This is a genomic window from Enterobacter sp. BWH52 (assembly GCF_001037565.1).
Classification (GTDB): domain Bacteria; phylum Pseudomonadota; class Gammaproteobacteria; order Enterobacterales; family Enterobacteriaceae; genus Enterobacter; species Enterobacter hormaechei_C.
In genome coordinates this window covers 139,507-160,388 of sequence record NZ_KQ089854.1, presented here as the reverse complement: position 1 = coordinate 160,388, position 20,882 = coordinate 139,507, and the positions used below count along the sequence as shown (strand labels likewise).

23 protein-coding genes are annotated in these 20,882 nt (G+C 55.9%); 13 read left to right on the top strand and 10 right to left on the bottom strand.

Going from position 1 to position 20,882, the window contains the following annotated elements; genetic code table 11:
- Positions 1-412: 412 nt before the first annotated feature.
- The 7 genes from SK47_RS00800 to etk all read left to right on the top strand — a co-directional run bounded on the left by SK47_RS00800 (position 413) and on the right by etk (position 8,104).
- The gene (locus SK47_RS00800) at positions 413-709 is read left to right on the top strand and encodes a hypothetical protein (protein WP_022650140.1); all 297 of its coding nucleotides are present in this window, start codon (positions 413-415) and stop codon (positions 707-709) included.
- A gap of 115 nt (positions 710-824) precedes the next feature.
- A complete protein-coding gene (locus tag SK47_RS00795; RefSeq protein ID WP_022650141.1) occupies positions 825-1,469 on the top strand; it encodes a YjbF family lipoprotein in 645 nt (214 codons plus the stop codon).
- On the top strand, positions 1,466-2,203 hold the full coding sequence (locus SK47_RS00790) for a capsule biosynthesis GfcC family protein (RefSeq protein ID WP_047653570.1): 738 nt from the start codon (positions 1,466-1,468) through the stop codon (positions 2,201-2,203). Before SK47_RS00795 ends, SK47_RS00790 begins: the two co-directional genes overlap by 4 nt.
- Entirely contained in the window at positions 2,203-4,296 is a 2,094-nt protein-coding gene (locus SK47_RS00785; protein WP_075262076.1) for a YjbH domain-containing protein, read from the top strand. The genes SK47_RS00790 and SK47_RS00785 overlap by 1 nt, the downstream gene beginning before the upstream one ends.
- A gap of 43 nt (positions 4,297-4,339) precedes the next feature.
- Positions 4,340-5,473 carry a polysaccharide export protein gene (locus SK47_RS00780; RefSeq protein ID WP_048243332.1) on the top strand — a complete coding sequence of 378 codons (1,134 nt, stop codon included), beginning with the start codon at positions 4,340-4,342 and terminating at the stop codon, positions 5,471-5,473.
- The gene (locus SK47_RS00775; RefSeq protein WP_015570047.1) at positions 5,461-5,904 is read left to right on the top strand and encodes an arsenate reductase/protein-tyrosine-phosphatase family protein; all 444 of its coding nucleotides are present in this window, start codon (positions 5,461-5,463) and stop codon (positions 5,902-5,904) included. Before SK47_RS00780 ends, SK47_RS00775 begins: the two co-directional genes overlap by 13 nt.
- A gap of 22 nt (positions 5,905-5,926) precedes the next feature.
- The gene (gene etk, locus SK47_RS00770) at positions 5,927-8,104 is read left to right on the top strand and encodes a tyrosine-protein kinase (protein WP_045332964.1); all 2,178 of its coding nucleotides are present in this window, start codon (positions 5,927-5,929) and stop codon (positions 8,102-8,104) included.
- 26 nt (positions 8,105-8,130) lie between these two features.
- On the opposite strand, the gene SK47_RS00765 is transcribed toward etk, so the two are convergent.
- Both SK47_RS00765 and SK47_RS00760 read right to left on the bottom strand, forming a co-directional pair.
- Positions 8,131-8,748 (bottom strand): trimeric intracellular cation channel family protein, encoded by a 618-nt coding sequence (locus SK47_RS00765; RefSeq protein WP_015570045.1) that lies wholly within the window; start codon positions 8,746-8,748, stop codon positions 8,131-8,133.
- A gap of 208 nt (positions 8,749-8,956) precedes the next feature.
- Positions 8,957-9,820 (bottom strand): YicC/YloC family endoribonuclease, encoded by an 864-nt coding sequence (locus SK47_RS00760; RefSeq protein ID WP_003860907.1) that lies wholly within the window; start codon positions 9,818-9,820, stop codon positions 8,957-8,959.
- Positions 9,821-9,945: 125 nt separating this feature from the next.
- Here SK47_RS00760 and rph point away from each other — a divergent pair, with 125 nt between their 5' ends.
- Together rph and pyrE are read left to right on the top strand one after the other, a co-directional pair.
- Positions 9,946-10,662, top strand: a complete 717-nt coding sequence (gene rph, locus SK47_RS00755; RefSeq protein ID WP_015570044.1) for a ribonuclease PH — start codon at positions 9,946-9,948, stop codon at positions 10,660-10,662.
- 66 nt (positions 10,663-10,728) lie between these two features.
- The gene (gene pyrE / locus SK47_RS00750) at positions 10,729-11,370 is read left to right on the top strand and encodes an orotate phosphoribosyltransferase (protein WP_048243330.1); all 642 of its coding nucleotides are present in this window, start codon (positions 10,729-10,731) and stop codon (positions 11,368-11,370) included.
- A gap of 82 nt (positions 11,371-11,452) precedes the next feature.
- On the opposite strand, the gene slmA is transcribed toward pyrE, so the two are convergent.
- From slmA to coaBC, 3 genes are all read right to left on the bottom strand, one after another.
- Positions 11,453-12,049, bottom strand: a complete 597-nt coding sequence (gene slmA, locus SK47_RS00745; protein WP_003860901.1) for a nucleoid occlusion factor SlmA — start codon at positions 12,047-12,049, stop codon at positions 11,453-11,455.
- Between the two features lie 121 nt (positions 12,050-12,170).
- Complete coding sequence (dut, locus tag SK47_RS00740) at positions 12,171-12,629, bottom strand: dUTP diphosphatase (protein ID WP_015570042.1); 459 nt, start codon at positions 12,627-12,629, stop codon at positions 12,171-12,173.
- On the bottom strand, positions 12,607-13,818 hold the full coding sequence (gene coaBC / locus SK47_RS00735; protein WP_086532025.1) for a bifunctional phosphopantothenoylcysteine decarboxylase/phosphopantothenate--cysteine ligase CoaBC: 1,212 nt from the start codon (positions 13,816-13,818) through the stop codon (positions 12,607-12,609). Before coaBC ends, dut begins: the two co-directional genes overlap by 23 nt.
- 173 nt (positions 13,819-13,991) lie before the next feature.
- On the opposite strand from coaBC, the gene radC reads away from it, so the two are divergent.
- From radC to mutM, 4 genes are all read left to right on the top strand, one after another.
- Complete coding sequence (gene radC / locus SK47_RS00730) at positions 13,992-14,657, top strand: RadC family protein (protein WP_006812419.1); 666 nt, start codon at positions 13,992-13,994, stop codon at positions 14,655-14,657.
- A gap of 217 nt (positions 14,658-14,874) precedes the next feature.
- Complete coding sequence (gene rpmB / locus SK47_RS00725) at positions 14,875-15,111, top strand: 50S ribosomal protein L28 (protein WP_002436699.1); 237 nt, start codon at positions 14,875-14,877, stop codon at positions 15,109-15,111.
- A gap of 22 nt (positions 15,112-15,133) precedes the next feature.
- Entirely contained in the window at positions 15,134-15,301 is a 168-nt protein-coding gene (rpmG, locus tag SK47_RS00720; RefSeq protein WP_003024094.1) for a 50S ribosomal protein L33, read from the top strand.
- A gap of 72 nt (positions 15,302-15,373) precedes the next feature.
- Positions 15,374-16,183, top strand: a complete 810-nt coding sequence (mutM, locus tag SK47_RS00715) for a bifunctional DNA-formamidopyrimidine glycosylase/DNA-(apurinic or apyrimidinic site) lyase (protein ID WP_003860879.1) — start codon at positions 15,374-15,376, stop codon at positions 16,181-16,183.
- A gap of 2 nt (positions 16,184-16,185) precedes the next feature.
- Here mutM and coaD read toward each other — a convergent pair whose 3' ends face one another.
- The 5 genes from coaD to SK47_RS00690 all read right to left on the bottom strand — a co-directional run bounded on the left by coaD (position 16,186) and on the right by SK47_RS00690 (position 20,881).
- Complete coding sequence (gene coaD, locus SK47_RS00710) at positions 16,186-16,665, bottom strand: pantetheine-phosphate adenylyltransferase (RefSeq protein ID WP_023315165.1); 480 nt, start codon at positions 16,663-16,665, stop codon at positions 16,186-16,188.
- A gap of 3 nt (positions 16,666-16,668) precedes the next feature.
- Complete coding sequence (locus SK47_RS00705) at positions 16,669-17,439, bottom strand: glycosyltransferase family 2 protein (RefSeq protein WP_048243328.1); 771 nt, start codon at positions 17,437-17,439, stop codon at positions 16,669-16,671.
- Positions 17,439-18,713, bottom strand: coding sequence for a lipid IV(A) 3-deoxy-D-manno-octulosonic acid transferase (gene waaA / locus SK47_RS00700; RefSeq protein WP_003860874.1), 1,275 nt, complete (start codon positions 18,711-18,713; stop codon positions 17,439-17,441). The genes SK47_RS00705 and waaA overlap by 1 nt, the downstream gene beginning before the upstream one ends.
- A 66-nt stretch (positions 18,714-18,779) precedes the next feature.
- The gene (locus SK47_RS00695) at positions 18,780-19,769 is read right to left on the bottom strand and encodes a glycosyltransferase (RefSeq protein ID WP_045332963.1); all 990 of its coding nucleotides are present in this window, start codon (positions 19,767-19,769) and stop codon (positions 18,780-18,782) included.
- An 11-nt stretch (positions 19,770-19,780) separates the two neighbouring features.
- Positions 19,781-20,881 carry a glycosyltransferase gene (locus SK47_RS00690; RefSeq protein WP_022650148.1) on the bottom strand — a complete coding sequence of 367 codons (1,101 nt, stop codon included), beginning with the start codon at positions 20,879-20,881 and terminating at the stop codon, positions 19,781-19,783.
- Position 20,882 lies beyond the last annotated feature (1 nt).

The window sequence follows — 20,882 nt, the reverse complement described above, 5'->3', positions numbered from 1 at the left end:
GCTTTTAATTTCAGTTGGTTAAATGTTTAATTAATAATATATTGAGTTTTTTCTGGTTAACAATTGGTCATATTTATTCTGCCGGAAATCATTGCGTCAAATTATTATAAGAATTATCTTATCCAAAATTTTTAAGGTAGTTACCGCTGGGGTGCATTTTGCATCACTTCTGCGTTTTCCTTTCTTTTTGCACCCCGTGAGGGAGTTAACTATCTGAACTCCAATTGAAGCAATTAAGGGTACCGAAATATATCCTGGCGGTTTATATGCGCTGGTGTTCAGAGCCCAGGGCTTTTACATGGATGATTTTCCGTCCCTGTCGGGCCGGAATTCAGCCCCGGGCTTTATGCCCGTTAACCGGGACCTGGTTTCCAGGTGCTCATATTTTCCTTCATTTGAATGAGGACCAAAAATGAAAAGGACGCTTTGTACAGTGCTGACGGCACTCACGCTGGCGACTGCCTTGCCTGCTATAGGCGCTACCACCGAAGCAGGTAGCACCAGCGCAGCAACAACCGGAACAACAACCGGAGCAACGGTGGGAACTACCGCTGGCACTACGGGGGGACTGGCGGCAGGGGCGATTGGGACAACCGCTGTTGTCACCACCGCTGCGATTGCCGGCGTAGCGACGTTAGCCGTTGTCGCGGCAAGCGACAGTGGCGATGACTCAAGCAATGGTACTTCCACGACGACAGTTACCCGCTAAGGCTGGTGCGCAAGGCGATATAACCTTGCGCTGAACAGCGCAACGACTTGACCCGGCGTCGATATTAAAGCCGGGTATTTGATTGATTTCAATGTTATTTAATCAAGGATTTCTGGTGAGACTGTTTATTCTGCTCATCATGACTCTGCTGATCCAGGGGTGTACGCCGAGCCAGCAGAGCATTATTGAGACCTTTAACGCCAGTCTGGACGGGCGCCAGGATGTGACGGTAACGGACGGGCAGATTCAGGCGCTCCCATACTCAACCATGTACCTGCGACTGGATAATGGCCCGAGGATCCTGGTGGTTCTCGGATACATCGAACAGGGAAACAGTAAATGGTTATCGCAGGATAATGCGATGATCGTCACGCATAACGGTCGCCTTATCCACACGCTCAAGCTTCCTTATAACCTGCTTGAGGTAACCAATCTTGAGCACGATCCGCTGCGCCACACGCCGCAGCTCCGCGACGGCAGCCAGTGGTCGCGTGATGTGCGCTGGCAGGAAGAGGGGCGGTATCGCTCCGCACACCTGACCTCGCGCTTCTCCCTGAGCGGGACGGAAAACCTGACCCTTGCCGGAAACACGCTACGTTGTCAGGTCTGGCAGGAGGCGGTGCAGGCCGACGGCCTCGATCGTCGCTGGCATAACACCTTCTGGATTGATTCCGCTACCGGCCAGGTACGCCAGAGCGAACAGATGCTCGGCGCGGGCGTATTCCCTGTCGCCATGACGATGTTGAAGCCCGCCCCATGAACAGACTCAGAAAATGGTTACCTGGCGTAGGGCTATCTCTCTTCAGCCTGTCCGCCTTATGCGCAAGTGTCGTTACCGTGCATCAGCCGGGCAAAACGTGGTCTGCTGAACCGGCTGATACGCTCTCCCGGCTGGTCACCCAGCCGCAGCTGAACAACGTCTGGTGGCAGGGGGCTGTCATCGCAACCCCTTCCGCCACGCTGCGCGCGCAACAGACGCAACAGCAGGTGCTGGCGTCGCTTTCAACCTGGCAGAATCGCGCCGATGACGAGCGGATCGCGACCATTCGCGCTGTCGCTGCACAGATCCGCTCCCTGCGGATCGTCGGGCGGCAGTTTGTCAGCCTCGACCCAGATGCCGTGCGTACCGACGCCCGCGGCGATCGCTCCCTTGAGGGCCGTTACGATCTGTGGCTCTCTCCTGCGCCCCGTACCGTCACGCTGATGGGGGCGGTCGTCACGCCGGGGAAACGGGCTTGGCGACCGGGCGCAAGCATCCGGGACTACTTACAGGGGCAGTTGCGGCTGGCCGGCGCCGACAGGAATAACGTAACCGTTATCGATCCTGACGGCAGTACGGTTGTTGCGCCGGTGGCGTACTGGAACGCACGCCATATTGAAGCAGAGCCGGGCGCTGTTCTGTGGGTGGGGTTTGATCCCCGGGCGGTACCGGACGATTTTACCGGTCTGAATGAGCAAATCGTTGCGCTCCTGACGCGGCGGATACCTGACTGATGAACAAACTTTTTTTACTGAGCGGCCTTGCTCTGGCGATCTCTTCTGCCTGCCACGCGGAGCTGCGTACCTGGCCCGATCCGACCGGACCGTCACAGTCCGATTTTGGCGGCACCGGCCTGATGCAAATGCCCGACGCGCGCTTTGGCCGGGAAGGGGAATTCAGCGTCAACTACCGCGATAACAACCAGTACCGTTTTTACTCCTCTTCGGTCGTGCTCTTCCCGTGGCTGGAAGGGACAATTCGCTATACCGACGTCCGCACCCGTAAATACAGCAGCGACGAGGATTTCAGCGGCGATCAAAGCTACAAGGATAAGTCGTTCGACTTTAAAGTTCGTCTGTGGGAAGAGGACTATAGCCTGCCGCAGGTGGCGCTCGGCAAGCGTGATATTGCAGGCACCGGCCTGTTCGATGGTGAATATCTGGTTGCCAGTAAAATGGCCGGACCGGTCGATTTTACCTTTGGAATAGCCTGGGGATATCCCGGTAATAGCGACAACGTGGGTAACCCGCTTTGCCATGACAACAATAAGTATTGCACCCGCGGCGAGTCGCATGATGCCGGAGATATCAGCTTTAGCGATATGTTTCGTGGTCCGGCGTCTCTGTTTGGCGGCCTCCAGTATCAGACGCCCTGGCAGCCCCTGCGCCTGAAGCTTGAGTATGACGGCAACAATTATGCCGATGATTTTGCCGGCTCCATTAAGCAGTCGAGCCATATTAACGTGGGGGCGGTCTATCGCGTTGCCGACTGGGCCGATCTCAACCTCAGCTACGAGCGCGGCAATACGCTGATGTTTGGCTTCACCCTGCGGACCAACTTTAACGACCTGCGCCCCGCGTTGCGTGATAACCCGAAACCGGCCTGGCAACCGGCACCGGCAGGCGAGACGCTGGACTATACCTCTGCGGCGAACCAGCTCACCGCGCTTAAGTACAACGCAGGCTTCGATGCGCCGGAGATCCTTCAGCACGGCAATACCTTATACATGACCGGCGAACAGTATCGCTATCGCGATCCGCGCGAAGCGGTGGATCGTGCCAACCGTATTCTGATCAATAACCTGCCCGACGGGGTCGACACGATCGCTATCACCCAGCAGCGTGATCATCTGCCGCTCGTCACGACGCAAACCGATGTCGCCAGCCTGCGCAAACAGTTGGCGGGGCAGCCGCTCGGCCAGGAGGAGGCGCTCAGGCAGCAGCGCGTCGAGCCTGTGGATACCACAGCATTCGGGCGTGGCTACCGTATTCGCGCCGATCGCTTCAGCTACAGCGTTAAACCGACGCTGGCGCAGTCGCTGGGCGGTCCGGAAGATTTCTATATGTTCCAGGTGGGGGTGATGGCCAGCGCCAGCTACTGGCTGACCGATCGTCTGCTGCTCGACGGCGGCGTGTTCGCCAACCTCTATAACAACTACGACAAGTTCAAATCCTCGCTACTTCCCGCTGACTCCAGCCTGCCGCGCGTCAGAACCCATATTCGCGATTATGTCAGCAATGACGTCTACATCAACAACTTACAAGCCAACTATGTCGATGCGCTGGGGAACGGCTTCTATGCCCAGATTTATGGCGGCTACCTCGAAACCATGTACGGCGGCGTGGGAGCAGAGGCGCTCTGGCGCCCGCTGGATAGCGGCTGGGCGCTGGGGGTGGATGCGAATTACGTCAAGCAGCGCGACTGGGACGACATGATGCGCTTCACCGACTACAGCGTGCCAACCGGATTTATCACCGCCTACTGGAACCTGGCGAAGCTCAAAAGTGTGCTAATGAAGCTGAGCGTCGGGCAGTACCTGGCGAAGGATAAAGGCGCCACCCTCGACGTCGCGAAACGATTCGACAGCGGCGTGACGGTAGGCGTCTGGGCGGCGCTGACCAACGTCTCGAAAGAGGATTATGGCGAAGGTGGCTTTAGCAAAGGCTTCTACATCTCGATCCCGCTTGATCTGATGACGATCGGCCCAAATCGCAACCGGGCGGTAGTCTCGTGGACGCCTCTCACGCGTGATGGCGGCCAGATGTTAGGCCGTAAATATCAGCTCTATGACATGACGTCAGAACGCGAAACCCCGGTAGGGCAGTAGTACCGGATGAAAAAGGCATTACTTAACCAGATGATTTTCCTGAATGAAAAACGTTAAATTTTCCGTGCTGGCGTTGGCTATGATGGCGTTAAGCGGTTGTACTATCGTACCGGGCCAGGGACTTAGCACCCAGGGCAAAGATATTATCGATCTGCCTGACAGCAATTACGATCTGAATAAGATGGTCAACGTCTATCCCCTCACGCCGGGGCTGGTGGAGCAGTTGCTGCCTGGCAAAGTCGACTCCCGCGCGAATCCTGAACTGGATCGCCAGCTTCAGAACTACCAATATTGCATCGGCGTCGGCGACGTGCTGATGGTTACCGTCTGGGACCACCCGGAGCTGACCACCCCCGCAGGTCAGTACCGCAGCGCCAGCGATACGGGCAACTGGGTGAATGCCGATGGCACGATCTTCTACCCCTATATCGGCAAAATCCGCGTCGTCGGCAAAACGCTGGCCCAGGTGCGCGATGAGATCGCCGCCCGGCTGGACTCGGTGATTGAGAGCCCGCAGGTGGATGTCAGCGTCGCGGCATTCCGCTCGCAAAAAGCCTACGTGACGGGCGAAGTGGCTAAGTCGGGCCAGCAGCCCATCACCAACATTCCGCTGACGATAATGGATGCGATCAATGCGGCTGGCGGCCTGACATCTGAGGCGGACTGGCGCCATGTGGTGCTGACCCACAACGGCCAGGACACGCACATTTCGCTCTACGCGCTGATGCAGCGCGGCGATCTCACCCAGAACAAACTCCTCTATCCGGGCGATATTCTCTTCATTCCCCGTAATGACGACCTGAAAGTGTTTGTCATGGGCGAGGTGGGTAAACAGAGCACCCTGAAGATGGACCGTAGCGGCATGACGCTGGCGGAAGCGCTGGGTAATGCACAGGGCGTGAATCAGGATTTGGCCGACGCCACCGGAATCTTTGTGATTCGTCCGTTGCAGGGCAAGCAGAACGGCAAAATCGCCAACGTCTACCAGCTTAACGCCCGGGATGCCACCGCGATGGTGTTGAGCACCGAATTTCAGCTTGAGCCTTACGACATCGTCTATGTCACCACCGCGCCGCTGGTGCGCTGGAACCGCGTGATCTCTCAGCTTGTGCCGACCATTACCGGCGTACATGACCTGACTGAAACAGGGAGAAATATCAGAACATGGCCAAACTAACGTTTAACGCCATCCTGGTGATCTGTACCGGCAATATCTGCCGCTCTCCCATTGGGGAACGGCTGCTGCGCCGGCTGCTTCCCGCTGCCCGGGTCGATTCAGCGGGAACGTGTGGCCTGGAAGGGCGCACCGCCGATTCACAGGCGACAGAGATCGCCGCCGAACGCGGCACCCTGCTTGAGGGCCACGTGGCGCGCAGGCTCACCCCCGCCATGGTGCGCGACTACGATCTGATTCTGGCGATGGAGCTGGAACATATCGAGCAGGTCACGGCTATCGCACCGGAGGCGCGCGGCAAAATGATGCTCTTTGGTCACTGGACGGGCAGAAAAGAGATCCCGGACCCCTACCGTAAAAACCGGGACGCATTTGAATATGTTTATGGGCTGCTGGAGCAGGCCAGTCTGGAATGGGCGAAACGGCTCAGTTAATCACACGGGATAGTTACGTTTTATGTCAACAAATAACCTTCACGCCCATGATGCGTCTGCCGCGAATAACGAGATCGATCTTGTGCGCCTGTTGGGTGAGCTGCTCGACCACCGAAAATTCATTCTCATCCTTACCGCGCTGTTCACGCTGGTGGCCCTGCTTTATGCGCTCTTTGCCACACCGGTTTATCAGGCCGATGCGCTGATACAGGTGGAACAGAAGCAGGGCAACGCGCTACTCAGTAACCTTAGCGAGTTCATCCCTGACTCCTCGCCGGAGTCGGCACCGGAGCTTCAGCTTCTCCAGTCGCGCATGATCCTCGGTAAAACGATTGATGACCTGAACCTGCGCACGCAGGTAAGTGAAAACTATTTTCCCCTTGTCGGACGCGGCTGGGCGCGGCTCACCGGCCAACAGCCTGGCATCGTCGATATCCGTATGCTCAATCTTCCCCCTGTCGCGGGCCGGGCGCAAAAGCTGACGCTGACCGTCGGCGAGAAGGGCCACTATCAGCTGGAAGGCGATAATGTGACGTTACAGGGCGTTGTGGGACAACCCCTGAGCGCGGCGAATATCGCCATTACCATTGCCGATATCCAGGCGAAGCCGGGTACGCAATTTACGATTACACAGCAGAGTGAGCTGGAGGCCATTGACGCGCTACAGCTGCGTTTTTCCGTGAGCGAGCGCAGCAAGGACAGCGGGATGCTTGGCCTGACCATCACGGGAGAAGATCCCGATGAGATGGCTCGCGTGCTTAACTGCATCGCCGACAACTATTTACAACAGAACGTGGCTCGCCAGGCGGCGCAGGATGCGAAAAGCCTGCAATTTTTGAAGCAGCAGCTTCCGCAGGTACGCAGCGAGCTGGACCAGGCCGAGGAGAAGCTCAACCGCTATCGCCAGCAAAACGACTCCGTTGACCTGAACCTGGAGGCAAAAGCGGTGCTGGAGCAGATTGTAAATGCGGACAATCAGCTCAATGAACTGACCTTCCGGGAAGCGGAAATTTCGCAGCTCTACAAAAAAGATCACCCCACCTACCGGGCGCTGATTGAGAAACGCCAGACGCTGGAGCAGGAAAAAAACCGCCTGAATAAACGGGTATCGTCCATGCCGTCAACCCAGCAGGAGGTCTTGCGCCTGAGCCGTGATGTGGAGTCGGGACGCGTTATCTACCAGCAGCTGCTTAACCGCGAACAGGAGCTGAGCATCGCCCGGTCGAGCGCAATTGGTAACGTCCGCATTATCGATCCGGCCGTGACCCGGCCGCAGCCAGTCAAGCCGAAAAAAGCGCTGGTCGTCGTTCTGGGGGTTCTCCTGGGTCTGTTCGTCTCTGCGGGCTGGATCCTGGCGCGCAGTATGCTGCGTATGGGCATTGAAACGCCGGAGCAGCTGGAGGAGCACGGGATTAACGTCTATGCCACCGTACCGCTGTCAGAATGGCTGGCTAAAAAGATGCGTTTGCGTAAAAAAGACTTTATGTCCCCAGGGCTGCGCCATAAGACCAAACATATCCCCTTCCTGGCGGCGGATAATCCGGTCGATCTCTCCGTGGAGGCGATTCGCGGCCTGCGCACCAGCCTGCATTTCGCGATGATGGAGTCAGCGAACAATATACTGATGATCTCTGGCGCCACGCCTGACAGCGGTAAAACCTTTGTCAGCAGTACCCTGGCGGCCGTCGTGGCGCAGGCGGGCCAGAAAGTGCTCTATATTGATGCGGATATGCGTCGCGGGTATGCCCATGATCTGTTTAAGCTCGACAATACCTGCGGCTTGTCGGAGATGTTGTCCGGTAAGGCGGAGTATACCCAGGGCGTTCAGACCTTCGATAAAGGCGGGTTCGATACCATCGTGCGCGGGCAGATCCCTCCTAATCCGGCGGAGCTTCTGATGCATACGCGTTTCCAGCAGCTGCTGGACTGGGCGAATGAACGCTACGATCTGGTGATTATCGATACGCCACCGATCCTGGCGGTCACCGACGCGGCGGTTGTCGGCCGTCGCGCAGGCACCACGCTGCTGGTCGCCCGCTTCGGGATGAACAGCGTGAAGGAGATGCTGGTCTGTGTACAGCGTCTGGAGCAGAGTGGCGTCAATACCAAAGGAGTGATTCTCAACGGCGTCGTTAAGCGGGCAAGCAACGCTTACGGCTACGGCTACCATCACTACGGTTACAACTATTCGAGTAACTGATTATCCGGCGCCTGCCCGTTCTGACATTAATGCGCATTGTGTTTGTAATGAAAAACGGGCAGGCCCAGCTTCAGGCGCAATGCCAGCATACGCGCGGTGAAACCAAACAGCAGGGTGGAGATAACCACCACATCGTGGCTGGTGACATAGTGCTGCAAGGCGACGTAAAGCACTGCCGCAGCAAAGGAGATGCCGGCATACAGTTCCTTCTGGAAAACCAGCGGGATACGTTTGCAGAACATATCCCGCAGCACCCCGCCAAACACGCCCGTGATCACGGCAGCAATGGTGGCGATAACCGGGCCTTCACCCATATCGAGAGCGATTTGTGCGCCAATGATGGAAAAAACAATCAGCCCAAGCGCATCCAGCACCAGGAACACGCGGCGCAGATGAGGCATCACCGGGGCCACAATCGTGGTTAGCACGGCTGCCGTTGCCACGATAATGACGTACTCAGGGTTTTTTACCCAGCCGAGCGGATAATGGCCAAGCAGGATATCGCGTACGGACCCGCCGCCGAGCGCGGTGGCTGTGGCAATGATAATCACGCCGAAGGTGTCCATACGGCGACGTCCGGCAGCGAGCGCGCCGGTCATGGCTTCTGCGGTAATGCCAATAAGATAAAGAATGTGAAGCAGCATAAACCCTCCGGAATGAAGAGAAGGAGATTAGCGATTTGTGCGGAAGATCACGATTGAGATTTTCTAAGGTGAGGGGGGGTGCCCTACAGAAAATTATCAACGCATGCCAGGCAGGCTTGATATAAGGCGGGATAGAAAGGAAGTAGGGCTAAGAAAGGATTAGAAAAAGTAATGGGTGGTATGCGAGGCAATACCACCCTGAAAGGAATTACTCGATATTCTGGATCTGCTCGCGCATCTGCTCAATCAGGACCTTCAGTTCAATCGCTGAATTGGTTACCTCTGCATTGATAGACTTAGACGCCAGCGTGTTCGACTCGCGATTGAACTCCTGCATCATAAAGTCGAGACGGCGGCCTACCGCTTCTTTCTTCTTCAGAATGTTGTAGGTCTCTTTAACGTGCGCTTCCAGACGATCCAGCTCTTCAGCCACGTCCACACGCTGCGCCATCAGCACCAGCTCTTGTTCCAGACGGTTGTTTTCCAGCTGGACTTCCGCCTCTTCCAGTTTGGCGACAAGACGCTCACGCTGCCATTGCAGCACTTCTGGCATATGAGCGCGCACTTTAGCGACTTCGGCGCTCACGCCCTCAAGGCGTTGCTCAATCATCGCTTTCAGCGCCTGGCCTTCGGTTTCGCGGGCAACGATAAAGTCGTCCAGCGTGCCGTCGAGTGCAGCCAGGATCTCAGCGGTAATCGCGTCCAGATCCTGCTCTCCGGCGGCCATCACGCCAGGCCAGCGCAGAATATCAACCGGGTTGATCTCGCCTTCATCGCTTTGCATTTTGACCCAGTTCGCCGCATTAACCAGCTGTTTTGCCAACTTTTCGTTCAGGATCAGTTCGCCCTGTGCACTGGCATCAGGCTCAAAACGCAGGTTACATTCCACTTTCCCGCGGGTCAGACGCGTACGGATACGCTCACGCACCACAGGCTCCAGGCTGCGGAACTGTTCCGGCATACGGAAATACGTTTCCAGATAGCGCTGGTTTACCGAGCGCATTTCCCAGGTAGCGCTACCCCAGCTACCCTTGATTTCACGCCGGGCGTAGGCGGTCATACTGCGGATCATAGACATTCCCGTTTTTAAAGGAGAGATGGGGGGATTATAGCTTTCAGGGGCTTCTCAGGATAGGAATAAGCGTCCTTTATCCGTATAATGCGCAGCCACATTCGTTTCAAGCCGGAGAATCCATCATGCGTCCAGCAGGTCGTAGCGCCAACCAGGTGCGTCCCGTCACCCTGACCCGTAACTATACAAAACACGCTGAAGGCTCCGTGCTGGTTGAGTTTGGTGACACCAAGGTGCTTTGCACCGCGTCCATTGAAGAGGGCGTGCCTCGCTTCCTGAAAGGTCAGGGCCAGGGGTGGATCACCGCCGAATACGGTATGTTGCCGCGCGCAACCCATACCCGTAATGCCCGTGAAGCGGCAAAAGGTAAGCAGGGCGGCCGTACTATGGAGATTCAGCGCCTGATCGCGCGTGCGCTCCGCGCCGCGGTTGACCTGAAAACGTTGGGTGAGTTCACCATCACGCTGGACTGCGACGTGATCCAGGCCGATGGTGGCACGCGTACGGCCTCTATTACCGGTGCCTGTGTGGCGCTGGCAGACGCCCTGAACAAGCTGGTTGCCGCCGGTAAGCTGAAAACCAACCCAATGAAAGGGATGGTTGCTGCTGTCTCCGTTGGTATCGTTAACGGCGAAGCGCTTTGCGATCTGGAATACGTTGAAGATTCTGCCGCAGAAACCGACATGAACGTGGTGATGACCGAAGATGGTCGCATCATTGAAGTGCAGGGTACGGCAGAAGGCGAGCCATTCACCCACGAAGAACTGCTCACCTTGCTGGCGTTGGCCCGAGGGGGAATCGAATCTATTGTAGCGACGCAGAAAGCGGCGTTAGAAAATTGATTTTAAGGCGACCAATGAGTCGCCTTTTTTTTGCCTGTAAGACTGAAAAGACAAAGGAGCAAATCCATGAAATCGTATCAGCGCCAGTTTATTGAGTTTGCGCTTAACAAGCAGGTACTTAAGTTTGGCGAGTTCACGCTGAAATCCGGGCGTAAAAGCCCGTATTTCTTCAACGCCGGGCTGTTTAATACCGGGCGCGACCTGGCACTGTTAGGCCGCTTCTATGCCGAAGCGCTGGTGGATTCCGGGATTGATTTCGACCTGCTGTTTGGCCCCGCGTACAAAGGCATTCCAATCGCAACCACCACGGCGGTGGCGCTGGCGGAGCACCATGACCGCGACGTACCGTACTGCTTTAACCGTAAAGAAGCCAAAACCCACGGTGAAGGCGGCAACCTGGTAGGCAGCGCGTTGCAGGGCCGCGTGATGCTGGTGGATGACGTGATCACCGCAGGTACCGCGATCCGTGAATCGATGGAGATAATCCAGGCTAACGGTGCAACGCTTGCGGGCGTGCTGATTTCGCTCAATCGTCAGGAGCGTGGGCGCGGCGACATCTCTGCTATTCAGGAAGTGGAGCGCGACTACAACTGCAAAGTGACGTCGATTATTACCCTGAAAGATCTGATTGCGTATCTGGAAGAGAAGCCTGAGATGGCTGATCATCTGGCGGCGGTGCGTCAATACCGCGAAGAGTTTGGCGTTTAATTCAATTGCCCGGTGGCGCTGCGCTTACCGGGCCTACCCGTTCGTAGGCCGGATAAGGCGAAGCCGCCATCCGGCGATGGCGTTACTGTAACTGAGCAGCCACTAACGGCCAGCGGGCGTCAAAATCGTCCGTTGGTCGATATTTAAACTCGCTGCGCACAAACCGGGAGAGCATCCCTTCGCAAAATGCCAGGATCTGGCTTGCCAGCAGGGTTTCATCCGTATTATATCCCTCGCCTTCCCGCATTTTCTTCTCGCGCAGAACCTGACGCAGCTGGGCTTCGATACGCTCAAAAAGCTGGTTTATACGGCCTTGCAGACGATCCTGTTCAAACATCAGCGCGTGGCCGGTCAGAATACGGGTCAGACCCGGGTTACGTTCACCAAAGCCCAGAATCAGCAGCACAATCAGACGCAGACGCGTGCTGGTGTCTTTTTCATCCTTCAGAATCAGGTTGATGCGCGTGATCAGGCTGTCTTCGATAAACTCGATCAGGCTGTCAAACATCCGGGTTTTGCTCGGGAAATGACGATACAGCGCCGCCTCTGACACGCCCACAGAGGCCGCCAGTTTTGCGGTGGTGATGCGTTGACTGCCGTCGCTGGATTCAAGCATCAGAGCCAGAGATTGAAGTATTTCTTCGCGACGATTCCTTTTCGCGGTTTGTTTTTCTGCCATGTTACAAAATACCCCTGAAAATAAGCACTTGTCAGGCTGGCAACCACACAGCGACCCGCAAACTGACGTTTGCGGTTTGTTATTGCATTATGGCGCTGTGAGATGCGTGTTTGTCGGGCGGTTATTTGCGCCCGGAATGGCCGAAGCCGCCTTCGCCACGGTCGGTAGCGTCGAAGTCTGCCACCAGGTTAAATTCTGCCTGCACCACCGGTACAAACACCATCTGCGCGATACGCTCGCCCGGCTCAATGGTGAAGCTGTCCTGGCCACGGTTCCATACGGATACCATCAGCTGACCCTGATAGTCAGAGTCGATCAGGCCGACCAGGTTACCCAGCACGACGCCATGCTTATGGCCCAGGCCAGAGCGCGGCAGGATCACCGCTGCCAGTGACGGGTCAGCAATGTGAATCGCCAGCCCGGTCGGGATCAGGGTCGTTGCACCCGGCGCCAGTTCTACGGCGTCATCGAGACAGGCGCGCAGGTCAAGACCGGCAGAGCCGGAGGTGGCATACGTTGGCAGCGGAAATTGCTCGCCAACGCGCGGGTCCAGAATCTTAACGTCGATTTTTTTCATCATAACGGGTAACGATCTCGTCCAGTAAGTGTTGGCCCAGGAGTTCTTTGCGCTCAAGCGGTAAGACTTTATCTCCATCCTGCCAGAAAAGGTGCAATGCGTTGCTGTCGCTGTTAAATCCTTGCGTGGACAGCGATACGTCGTTCGCGCAAATTAAATCGAGGTTTTTGCGGGTACGTTTTTGCCGGGCATATTCTTCCACATTATTCGTTTCTGCGGCAAACCCAACAACGTAAGGACGATGAGTTTTCAGTGCGGCGACACCGGCAACGATATCCGGGTTCTTCACCATTTTTATTGTTAATTCATCGCCTTGCTTTTTAATTTTGGCGTCAGCAATAGTTTCGGCGCGGTAATCAGCGACGGCCGCACAGCCGATAAAAATATGCTGCTGTTGAGCATGCGCCAGTACGGCGGCGTTCATTTCCAGCGCGGTCGTCACATCAATACGCTGCACAAACGCTGGTGTGGTAAGCGACACCGGGCCGCTCACCAGCGTGACGTTCGCGCCGCGTTTGGCTGCCGCGGCAGCAATCGCAAAGCCCATTTTGCCGGAGCTGTGGTTGGTGATGTAACGCACCGGATCCAGCGGCTCGCGCGTGGGGCCCGCGGTAATCATGATGTTGAGATGTTGCAGATCGTTGACAGGCGAGAAATGGGCGGCGGCCATATCAACAATCGTTAATGGGTCGAGCATACGCCCTGGCCCCACGTCGCCGCAGGCCTGGCTGCCGCTGTCCGGTCCCCAAATCAGCAGGCCGCGCGAGGCCAGCGTGTCCAGATTGTGCTGGGTAGCGGCGTTGCGGTACATCTGCTGGTTCATTGCGGGCACAACCGCGACGGGCGCAGGCGTGGCGAGGCAAATGGTCGTTACCAGATCGTTCGCCATACCGGCTGCCAGGCGGGCAATTAAATCTGCCGTGGCGGGGGCAAGGATAACCAGATCGGCCCATTTCCCCAGCTCAATGTGGCCCATTGCGGCTTCGGCCGCCGGGTCGAGAAGGCTGTCGGATACCGGGTATCCCGAGACGGCTTGCAGGCTCAGTGGGGTGATAAAGGCTTTGCCGCCTTCGGTGATCGCGACCCGTACGTCGGCCCCGCGCTCGCGCAAACGGCGCACCAGGTCTGGCGTTTTATAGGCAGCAATACCGCCGCTGACGCCAAGAACGATTTTTTTACCGGCCAGGCTCATCATGATTCTTTCCTGTTGGGTTTCACCAGAGAGCGGGCATTTTATCACAATCCCTAAAACGGGGTGATGATGTCCTTAATTCACTTTGCGAGGCGTTACGCAAGAACGAAATGCCAGCATCGAACCCCGAATTTGCCTGTGGCAGCATAATGGCAAACAGAAGGAGGCCAGGCATGGAAGAGACTGAACTGCTGCTACCGCGTGAAAAAATGCTGCGTCATGGCGTCACGTTGTTAAAGGACGACGAGCTGCTGGCGCTCTTTTTACGCACAGGCACGCCGGGGAAAACGGTATTTACGCTGGCGAAAGAACTGATAGACCATTTCGGTTCACTGTATGGATTGCTGACCGCTGAGCTGGAGGCGTTTACGCACGTTGAGGGCATTGGCGTGGCGAAATATGCCCAGTTGCGGGGCATTGCCGAGCTGGCCCGGCGATTTTACAACGTGCGTATGGAGGAAGAAGACCCGATCCTCACCCCCGACATGACCCGCGAATTTCTGCAAAGCCAGCTCTCCGATCTGGAGCGGGAGATCTTTATGGTGATCTTTCTCGACAACAAAAACCGGGTACTGAAACATACCCGCCTTTTTTCGGGAACATTGAGCCATGTTGAGGTGCATCCGCGTGAAATTGTGCGGGAAGCGATAAAAGTGAATGCAGCCGGCGTGATCCTCGCGCATAATCACCCCTCTGGCTGTGCAGAACCAAGCAGAGCTGACAAAGCAATTACCGAACGTATTATCAAATGCTGTCAATTCATGGACATTCGTGTGCTGGACCATCTGATAATTGGCCGCGGAGAGTACATTTCTTTTGCCGAACGTGGCTGGATTTAGGCCTTTTCTCGCGATCCATCGGGATCTTTGTCTGTTCGGGACTTGAGCACACCGCCGAGTCAGCGTATACTACGCCACCTTTGAGAATCTCGGGTTTGGCATTTGGGCCTGGCAATCGAGAGTTCAATAGAACTATGCGATGACCGGGCTGTAAAGCCTGACGAGGCGCCGATACCCCATACGAAGCTCGAGCTAATTTGATTTTTGGAGAATAGACATGTCCCGAGTCTGCCAAGTTACTGGCAAGCGTCCGGTGACCGGTAACAACCGTTCCCACGCACTGAACGCGACTAAACGCCGTTTCCTGCCGAACCTGCACTCTCACCGTTTCTGGGTTGAGAGCGAGAAGCGTTTTGTCACCCTGCGCGTATCTGCTAAAGGTATGCGTGTAATCGATAAGAAAGGCATCGATACAGTTCTGTCCGAACTGCGTGCCCGTGGCGAAAAGTACTAAGTACTTAAAGAGGAAATAAATCATGGCTAAAGGTATTCGCGAGAAAATCAAGCTGGTTTCTTCTGCTGGTACAGGTCACTTCTACACCACCACGAAGAACAAACGTACTAAGCCGGAAAAACTGGAACTGAAAAAATTCGATCCAGTTGTACGCCAGCACGTACTGTACAAAGAAGCTAAAATCAAATAATTTTAGTCTCCTTGTATTGAAAAACCCCGCAACTGCGGGGTTTTTTGCATTCTGCATCTCAACGGAGGAACCATGCCTGAATTACCTGAGGTAGAGACCAGCCGCCGCGGCATTGAGCCCCATCTGGTTGGCGCGACTATTCTTCATGCTGTCGTTCGCAACGGGCGTCTGCGCTGGCCGGTGTCCGATGAGATCCACGCGTTAAGTGACAAACCCGTCCTGAGCGTGCAGCGCCGCGCGAAATACCTGCTGCTGGAGCTGCCTGACGGCTGGATCATTATCCATCTGGGCATGTCGGGAAGCCTGCGTATTCTTACCGAAGAGTTGCCTGCGGAAAAGCACGACCACGTTGATCTGGTGATGAGTAACGGCAAAGTGCTGCGTTACACCGACCCGCGTCGCTTTGGCGCATGGCTGTGGACCAAAGAGCTGGAAGGACACAACGTGCTGGCGCATCTCGGACCTGAGCCGCTCTCAGAGGCGTTTAACGCAGATTATCTCAAAGAGAAGTGCGCGAAAAAGAAAACCCCGATTAAACCCTGGCTGATGGATAACAAGCTGGTGGTAGGCGTGGGGAATATCTACGCCAGCGAATCGTTGTTTGCCGCCGGGATCCATCCCGATCGGCTGGCCTCCTCGCTGTCGGCGCAGGAGTGCGAACTGCTGGTCAGGGTTATTAAAGCGGTACTGCTGCGCTCAATTGAGCAGGGCGGGACGACGCTGAAGGATTTCCTGCAAAGCGACGGGAAGCCGGGTTATTTTGCGCAGGAGTTGCAGGTTTATGGCCGTAAGGGTGAGCCGTGCAGAGCCTGCGGGACGCCGATTATTGCCACGAAGCACGCTCAGCGCGCCACGTTTTACTGCCGTCAGTGCCAGAAGTAGGGTTACTTTAGCTTTTCCATCAACGCCTGGTGGACGTTAACCGGCAGGAAGTGGGTAACGTCCCCATGATGGCGCGCCACCTCTTTCACCAGCGAAGAAGAGATGAAGGACCACTCTTTGGAGGGCATCAGGAATACGCTCTCCAGCTCCGGCATCAGATGGCGGTTCATGTGTGCCAGCTGCATCTCATATTCGAAGTCTGCTACCGCGCGAAGACCGCGGATCAGGATATTGGCATGCCGGTCACGGGCAAAGTTTGCCATCAAGTCGCTGAATCCGACGACCTCAACATTCGACAGATGCGAAATCGCATCGGTGGCAAGCTGCACGCGTTCGTTCAGGTCGAACATCGGCTTTTTGCTCGGGCTGGCGGCAATGGCCAGAATCACCTTGTCGAACATACACGCCGCACGGGTGATGATATCAAGATGACCGTTAGTGATCGGATCGAAGGTACCCGGATAAATCGCTTTTGTGCTCATGGCTCACGTTTTCTCTGAGTAGCCGCGGTTCAGCGCCCACAGCTCGGTGTATTTGTTAAAAGTATACTGGGCATTCACTACGGCCAGTAACCAGCCCTGTTTGCCGTCCAGCACGCCGCCACGCAGCAGCAGCGTTTTCAGAAACGCGCCCAGCGTGTGGGTGAAGATGCCGGTCAGCGTGGCCTTCTTGCCGCGCGCATGCCGCTCCTGTGCCCAGGCGGTGGCATAGTTCAGCTGTTTACGCTGGAAGCTGGCGAAATCGCGGCAGGTCAGATGAAGCAGATCGCCCGTCAGGGGGATGACCTGAGCGTTATCGCAGGCCAGAGACTCATGGACCAGGTTATCGTTGTACTGATAACGCTCGCGGGCATAGAGGCGCATCACGCGGTCGGGGTACCAGCCGCTGTGGCGCATAAAGCGGCCCAGGAAATAGTTACGACGCGCGATACTGTAGACCGCGCCAGGCTGTGGCGCGGCAAGCACCGTTTGAATGGCCTGTCGGAGTTCTGGGGTGACGCGCTCATCGGTATCGATCATCAACACGTAATCGCCCGTGGCGTAACCCTGCGCACGCTGACGCTGAATACCGTAGCCCTGCCAGTCGGTGTCGGTAAAGACTTTTGCCCCGGCTACACGGGCAACGTCCGCCGTATTGTCCGTACTTCCGGAGTCGAGAATGACGATTTCGTCAGCCCAGGCAACAGAGGCCAGGCAATCCGGAAGCAGGTCGGCGGCGTTTTTGGCGATCATCACGACCGACAGACGCGTTGACATTAGTGGCTCCGCTGCGGCAGATAAGGTTGCAGAAGTTGCAGCAGACGGGTCAGTGCGCCCTGGTTCTGATGCAGGACTTCAACGGCGTGACGACCGTACCACAGGCGGTAATCTTCGTCAGTCAGAAGGGTTGAGACCTCTTTGACCACCGAGTCCGCATCGGTCACGGTGATTAAGCCATCGGCTTGCTGCAATTTCGCGCAGATATCTTTGAAGTTAAACGTGTGTGGACCCATCAGCACGGGAATGGCGTGGGCTGCCGGCTCCAGCGGGTTATGACCACCTCGCTCCACCAGGCTACCTCCAACAAAGGCGAGGTCTGCAATGCCGTACAGCAGCATCAGTTCGCCCATCGTATCGCCAATCACCACCTGCGTGCTGCCAGAGGGGATTTCGCCGCTGCTGCGCAGGGTAAAGCTGAAACCGCCTTTTTGCACCATCTCGCGGGCATCTTTAAAACGCTCCGGATGGCGAGGAACCAGAATCAGCAGTAAATCAGGGAATTTTTCCAGCAGCTGGCGGTGAGCCTGAAGGATAATGGCTTCTTCGCCGTCATGGGTGCTGGTGGCAATCCAGACCTGGCGACGCGGCGCCCACTGACGACGCAGCGTTACCGCACGGGCGGCGAGTTCAGGGGTGACGGAAATATCGAACTTCAGGCTACCCGTGACCGCAAGCTGGTTGCGCTTCAGGCCGAGGGCGATAAAGCGCGCGGCATCTTCTTCGTTCTGCGCGGCGATCAGCGTGATTTTGCTGAGCAGGCGACGCATAAATTTACCCAGCTTGCCGTACCCTTTAGCCGAGCGTTCCGACAGACGCGCGTTGGCGATAACCAAAGGAATTTTACGGGCATGCAGGGCGGAAATCATATTCGGCCACAGTTCGGTTTCCATGACGATCACCAGTTTAGGGCGCACGGTATTCAGGAAACGGTTCATGGCGCAGGGGAGATCGTACGGCAGGTAGACGTGATGCACGTCTTTACCGAAGGCAGACATCACGCGCTCTGAGCCGGTTGGCGTCATCGTGGTGACGGTGATGGGCAGTGACGGATAACGGTGGCGCAGGGCACGCACCAGTGGAATGGCGGCCAGCGTTTCCCCGACTGACACGGAATGCAGCAGAATACCGTCCGGCGCCACTTTATTGCGGCAGTAGCCATAGCGTTCGGCCCAGCGTTTACGGTACGCAGGCGCTTTACGGCTACGAAGCAACAGTCGCAGCCAAACCAGTGGCTGAATGATGTAGAGCAGGGCGGTATACAACAATTCCAAGCGATTATCCGTTTTTTTAGTTTCGGCCGGGAAATTCTAAGCATTTAAGCGTGCTAAAGCTATCTCTTATGCCAGATACCGTTTTAAACGGAAGTAGCGTCGGCCCAGGCGCCAGCGCAAACGCGGGCTTTTGGCACTTTTCCAGATGAGCTTCCAGATCCCGGTGTCGAAGAACTCTTTGATTATCATTGCTTTCTTCGCCTCATCCTTCATGTTGTCGAAGGTATGAATAATTCCCAGACCCTCTTTGGCGATTTGCCAGTGGCAGGCCGGGATATTTTTCACTTTATCCGGGTAGCGCTGGTTAATGGCATCAAGCATCTTCAGTATCTTCATGTAATGGCGCGCAGAGCGAATCAGCGTGTCGTCATTATCCGGGGTGTGCGATACCGAGGCGGAGTGAATGTAGTAGTCGTAAAAGCGTTCGCTGGTGTACTGAACGCGTTCCGCGGCAAGCAGCACCTCAGTCGTCCACGGAATATCCTGATGGCGCAGGCCAGGCTCGAAACGGAAGCCGTGCTGACGAATAAAATCGTGACGATAGATATTCAGCCAGGTCACATGCAGGAACTTACGTGAATCCAGCGCCTTTTTTAACCATGCCGCACCATTCATGACGCCCGTTGAGGCGAGCTTATCTTCAGGGAAGATAGGGCGAGACGGTTTTTTGTTATTTTCCCAGACGTAGTTGCCATTGCAGGTGGCGACATCCAGGTTCTGCTTGACGGCCATATCCAGCAGACGCTGGTACATGCCGGGTTTGAAGACATCATCAATATCCGGGAAAGAGAGATACTGCCCGGTCGCAACCGCCAGGCCGGTATTACGCGCGATGGACACGCCCTGATTAGGTTGTTCAATAACCTGCATCTGTGGCAGCTTTTCGCGCCATTTTTCGACAATTTGCATCGAGCGGTCAGTGGAGCCGTCATTCACGATGATGACTTCCATACTGTCGATGTGTTGATTTACAAGGCAGGTAAAGAACTGATCGAGAAAAGCTTCACCGTTATAAACGGCAACCACCACGCTTAATAAAGGCGCTGAATTTTGCATATGAAACCTGATTATTTTTGGTTGTCGACCAAAGCAATGTATTGCTGGCAAATGGCGTTAATACCGAACGATGCGATCGTTTCGCGATCAACAACTGGCGGAGAGGCATACAATTCTGCCAGTGTTTTCGCCAGTGATTCGTCGGTTAACGCTGTCAGACCTCGCGCCAGGGGGCCAGTAAGGATCTCAGCAGGACCGCCAGGGCAGTTTGTACTCACCGGTGGGGTCTGACAGATAATGGACTCTACCAGTACATTACCAAAACCTTCGCAGTCGGAACTTAACACTAAAAGGCGTGCCCCTTTGATCCACGGGTAGGGGTTGGTTTCGAACGGGCGGAAGACGATCTTGTTTTCAATTCCCAGCTTAGCGGCAAGCTGTTTGAGCTGGTTTATTTTCGCGTCAGAACCTTTGCCCATCAACACCAGCGATGCGTCGATCTTGCTCAGCGCAAACGCCCGCAGCAGCCGGTCGTGACGTTTGTGTTCATGAAAACGGCCAACGTGGATAATGTAATCCTGCCCCTGCATCTCAAAGGGCGCTTCCGCCAGACGCTGAATTTCAGGGATATCAAAGGGGTTATGGATAACCGCTTTGCGCCGCAGGGGGATCGCGAGTACTTCAGAGAGGTCGTGCAGCACGGCGCCGGAAACCGCCACCACGTTGCGGTTTTCATAGGTATGCCGAATTTTATAATGCTTAAACCAGCGAGAAAGCCCGCTGCGATGGCGCAAATAGGAGAAGGAGAACATCCCGTGAACGCAGAACCAGACCTTATCCCGATCCAGCACGCGGCTGTGCGCCACGATACGGTCGGTTTTATGCAGATGCGAGAACACGACGTCAAATTTACCGCTGCGTTCTGCCTTCTCGATGGCGCGATCCAGCAAACGGGCGCGACGCGGGATCTCGGTCAGCTTCCGCCAGGGTTTTTTACAGGTATCCTGCACAATCTGAAAATCGATGCCTTCCGGAATGGCGTAGTCGCACACCTTCCGTAAGGAGAAAAGGGTGACCTGATGCCCCAGTTCTGTCAGTCCGCTGGAGAGGGTGAGAACCGTTTTTTCGGCTCCTCCACCGGGTAAACCATCAATAATCATTAGGATGCGCATT